Origin of the sequence: Dysgonomonas sp. Shenzhen-Wh21 (assembly GCF_043392705.1) — a bacterium.
In the GTDB taxonomy this organism is placed as follows: domain Bacteria; phylum Bacteroidota; class Bacteroidia; order Bacteroidales; family Dysgonomonadaceae; genus Dysgonomonas.
In genome coordinates this window covers 1-3,837 of sequence record NZ_JAIXHZ010000104.1, presented here as the reverse complement: position 1 = coordinate 3,837, position 3,837 = coordinate 1, and the positions used below count along the sequence as shown (strand labels likewise).

Annotated in this window: 2 protein-coding genes; both read left to right on the top strand. The window is 34.8% G+C overall.

The window, feature by feature from the left end; all coding sequences use genetic code 11:
• Window positions 1–197: 197 nt before the first annotated feature.
• A complete protein-coding gene (locus tag LDB17_RS06630) occupies window positions 198–1,097 on the top strand; it encodes a GLPGLI family protein (RefSeq protein WP_252636486.1) in 900 nt (299 codons plus the stop codon).
• A 25-nt stretch (window positions 1,098–1,122) separates the two neighbouring features.
• Window positions 1,123–3,750 carry a carboxypeptidase-like regulatory domain-containing protein gene (locus tag LDB17_RS06625; protein ID WP_252636485.1) on the top strand — a complete coding sequence of 876 codons (2,628 nt, stop codon included), beginning with the start codon at window positions 1,123–1,125 and terminating at the stop codon, window positions 3,748–3,750.
• Window positions 3,751–3,837: the final 87 nt, after the last annotated feature.

The following is a 3,837-nucleotide window of genomic DNA, read 5'->3' as shown; positions in this document are numbered from 1 at the left end:
TTCCAAAATTAATTCAATATTTTCTAACTTTTTACTTTTAGAGTTGATAAATGGAGGTACCTAATATATTTCATAGTCCAGTCATTCTAAGCAGCGAAACTTTTATTTTGGAATTTTGTCTATTTTATTAGACCTAAATATTGTTTGTCTAATTTTTTAGACTATATTTGTCGGAGAACTTTAAAAAAAGAAATAATATGAAGAAGATATTTGTTTTGTTGATCCTTCTATCTGCTTGTATGCAAGCTTTTTCACAGAGTATATCTGCAAGTAATGTGAAAGTTGTTAAGCTTGATAAAGGTAATGTTTCATCCGAAAGTCTTGATGAAGCTGGTATTCGTTGCTACTACAAGTTCGTGCAGCCGGTAACGATAAGTCAGAAAACTGAACAGAAGATAGACACTCTAACACTCGATATCGGAGCAAAAGTGTCCCATTATTATGATGCTACGAGAGCTAAACGCGATTCGATTTTTGGTGATTTTATGAACAACAAGCTCAATCCGGCAACAATACAGAGTATTTCGGTTGTGAAGAATGGAGATATGTCGTCGTTTGATAGTAACGTGGGGACAACATTCGAATCGGAAGAGAAAGGAGAGACTGCACATTTGTATAAAAAGAAGCAAGTCGGCGAGATTATAATTATAGACAGATCCGAGGATACTCCTAATAAATATAAATGTATAGATAAGGTTTCTCATCAATGGGATATAAAAACGGATACCTTGACTATTTTGGGCTATTTGTGCCAGAAAGCGAGTACAACTTTTAGAGGCAGAACGTATGAAGCCTGGTTTACCTCTGATATTCCGGTAAACGATGGTCCTTGGAAATTTTATGGACTACCCGGGCTGATTTTAAAAGTAAATGATACCGAAAATATTTTCTCTTTTGAGATTATAGGTTTGGAGCATTTAACCCCAACTGTAGAAATTTTATTGGCAAAAGAGGATTATATCAACGCCAGCCTTAAGGATTTAGATAAGCTCAAAAAAAAGAGATCCGGGGGGATGGCAGTGAATGTTAATGGAGGCAATGTTATAATGGTTCGCAAAAAGAATAATAATGAGTACATATCATTAGAAAAGGAATAACCGGTTGTATGATGTGAAATAAAATATGAAAAGATATTTTTTCCTCCTTCTTATTTTAATTTCGGCTATTGCTCAGGCTCAAACTATAATAACCGGAATAGTTCGTGATGAGAAGCGTAATCCTATAACAGACATAAATGTAACCTTGCAAGAGAAGTCGGGGCGATTGACTCTTGGCTTTGCTATGACAGATGTGAAGGGTGCATACAAGCTCGAATATAAAGGCAAGGCTGATAGTATTGCAATTACTGTATCTGGCTTTAATGTGCAGAAGCAAACTAAGATTGCCGCAAACAGGGATCAGAATATAGATTTTTCTATAGAATCGGCATCAATTTTATTGAACGAAGTGAAAATAACACCTCCTAAAATCAGGCAAGCGGGTGATACGTTGAATTATCTTGTAGAAAGCTTTTCAGATCTTAATGATAGAACAATCGGTGATGTGCTGAAAAAGATGCCCGGAATAAAGGTTCAGGAAAATGGCGCGATTTTATATCAGAATCGTCCTATAAACAAATTCTATATAGAGAATGCCGATCTGTTGCAAGGGCGTTATGGTATTGCTACAAACAATATCGATGCAAAAGATGTATCAACGGTGCAAGTGTTGGAAAATCACCAACCAATAAAAGCTCTAAAAGACAAAGAATTGTCGGAAGATGCAGCTATTAATCTGAAACTGAAAGATTCGGCCAAAGGAACTATCATTGCGAATACACAGCTGGGATTAGGTGGTTCGCCTTTGCTTTGGAACAACGAATTGACAGAGATGTACATAGCTAAGAAGTTGCAGAATATAACAATCTATAAGGGAAACAATTCGGGCGATGATGTCACTCGTGAATTGACATCTTTTTATTCGAATGATGCTTCCAATATGGATAAAGGAGGTCTTCTGGTTATGCAGAGCCCCTTATCTCCATCCATAGCAGAAAAACGCTATCTGAATAATCAAGCAAATATATTGTCTGCGAATAATTTGTGGTCTTTAAAGAATGATTATCAATTGACCACCAACGTTAGCTACCTGAACGATCTGCAACGAAAAGACAGTTATGCTTTTACTGAATATTATTTGGCAAACGATAGTGTTTTGAAGATAGAAGAATACATAAACTCTCGCCTAAGAAAAGAACGGTTGACGGCAGATATTCAATTGAATGCAAATAAAGACAAATTTTATTTTAATAACCTTTTGAAGATTGAGGGTATATGGGACAGGGAGAGGGGTGATGTCTTTTCTGCTGATAGCGTTAGTCAATATCTTAAAAAGCCGTACTATAGTATTAATAATACCTTCAATATGGTGAAGACAGGAGAAAAGTATACATGGAACTTTTATTCTTTTTTCGGATACAATTCATCTGCGCATACATTATCTATAGAGCCTTTGCTGTATCAAGATTTGTTAAGCTCTTCGACTTATTCATCAAAGATGATACAGAGTGTAGAACAAGATAATTTGGCTGCATGTAATAAGGTCTCATTAGGGTTCGGTAAAGGAACTTGGAAGCAGGAGTATGCTGTAAGCATGCGTACCGATATACAAGGTTTAAGTTCTGAATTGGGAACAGATAATACTAAAAATGTGCCTGATTCATTGAAGAATGATCTCCGACAAGGTAAATATGAGCTAATCTTTAGCCCCGTTTATACCTATGCTAAAGGAAAGCTAAACTCTGTATTGTCATTACCTTTTAATTACACCCTTCTTTATGTAAAGAACAATATTTCCGATGAAAAGCGTCGCAAAAATAATTTTTCTTTTAATCCTTCTTTATTTCTTCATTATAAAATATCCGGTTATTGGACGTCTTACTGCAACTACAGCTATAAAACTTCTATCGGTAAGATCAACCAACTGTATAAAGGATATATTCTATCGTCGTATCGTAACTTGTTGAAAAATGACGGGGATGTTTTTGAACAAAAGGCGCATAATGCAAGCGCATCTTTGTATTATAGAAATCCTATTACAACTCTATTTGGAATGTTTAATATTAGCTATTCCATTATCAGGACGAACCTTTTGTCTGATTATTCTTATCTGGGAACTCTTACTTTACAGTCTTCGATTCCAGTACCTTCTACTACCGAAAGGCTAGGAGCAGATATACACCTCAGTAAAGATATTGAAACGTTAAACTCAACTGTTTTTCTGGGTGGAAACTATGCGATTAGTCGCTCATCTCAGTTTACACAGGGGAGACTCATCGATTATAATAATCAGGGATATTCTTTTTCTCCTCGTATAATAACTAAGATAAGCCCTTCTGTTAATTTACAATATGAGTTTAAATATTCACAAAGTATCAGTAAGGTGAAAAATGAGGAAAAAACTTTTGATCCAATACGCATAATGTCACATAATGTTCAGTTGAGTATGTTTCCATTCAAGGGGATGTCGCTTAACCTCAAGTGTGAAAGTTTTTATAATAATGCAATTGTATCCGGAAGTCGATCTATGGTATTTGGCGATATAAGTGCAAAGTACAAGTATAAACAATTAGAGTTTATGTTTGATTATACAAATATATTCAATTCCAAACAGTTTGTTTCTGCTTCATACACCGATATCAGTCGTTATTATTCTGCATATATGTTGAGGCCTACAGAGGTATTGCTAAAAGTTAGATTTAAGTTAAAGTAGCAATTTCAATAAAAAAGTGATACTCTATGTATCGTTACAAGAAGCAATGAATTATATTTGCTACTTGAATTTAATATTTTTAATAAA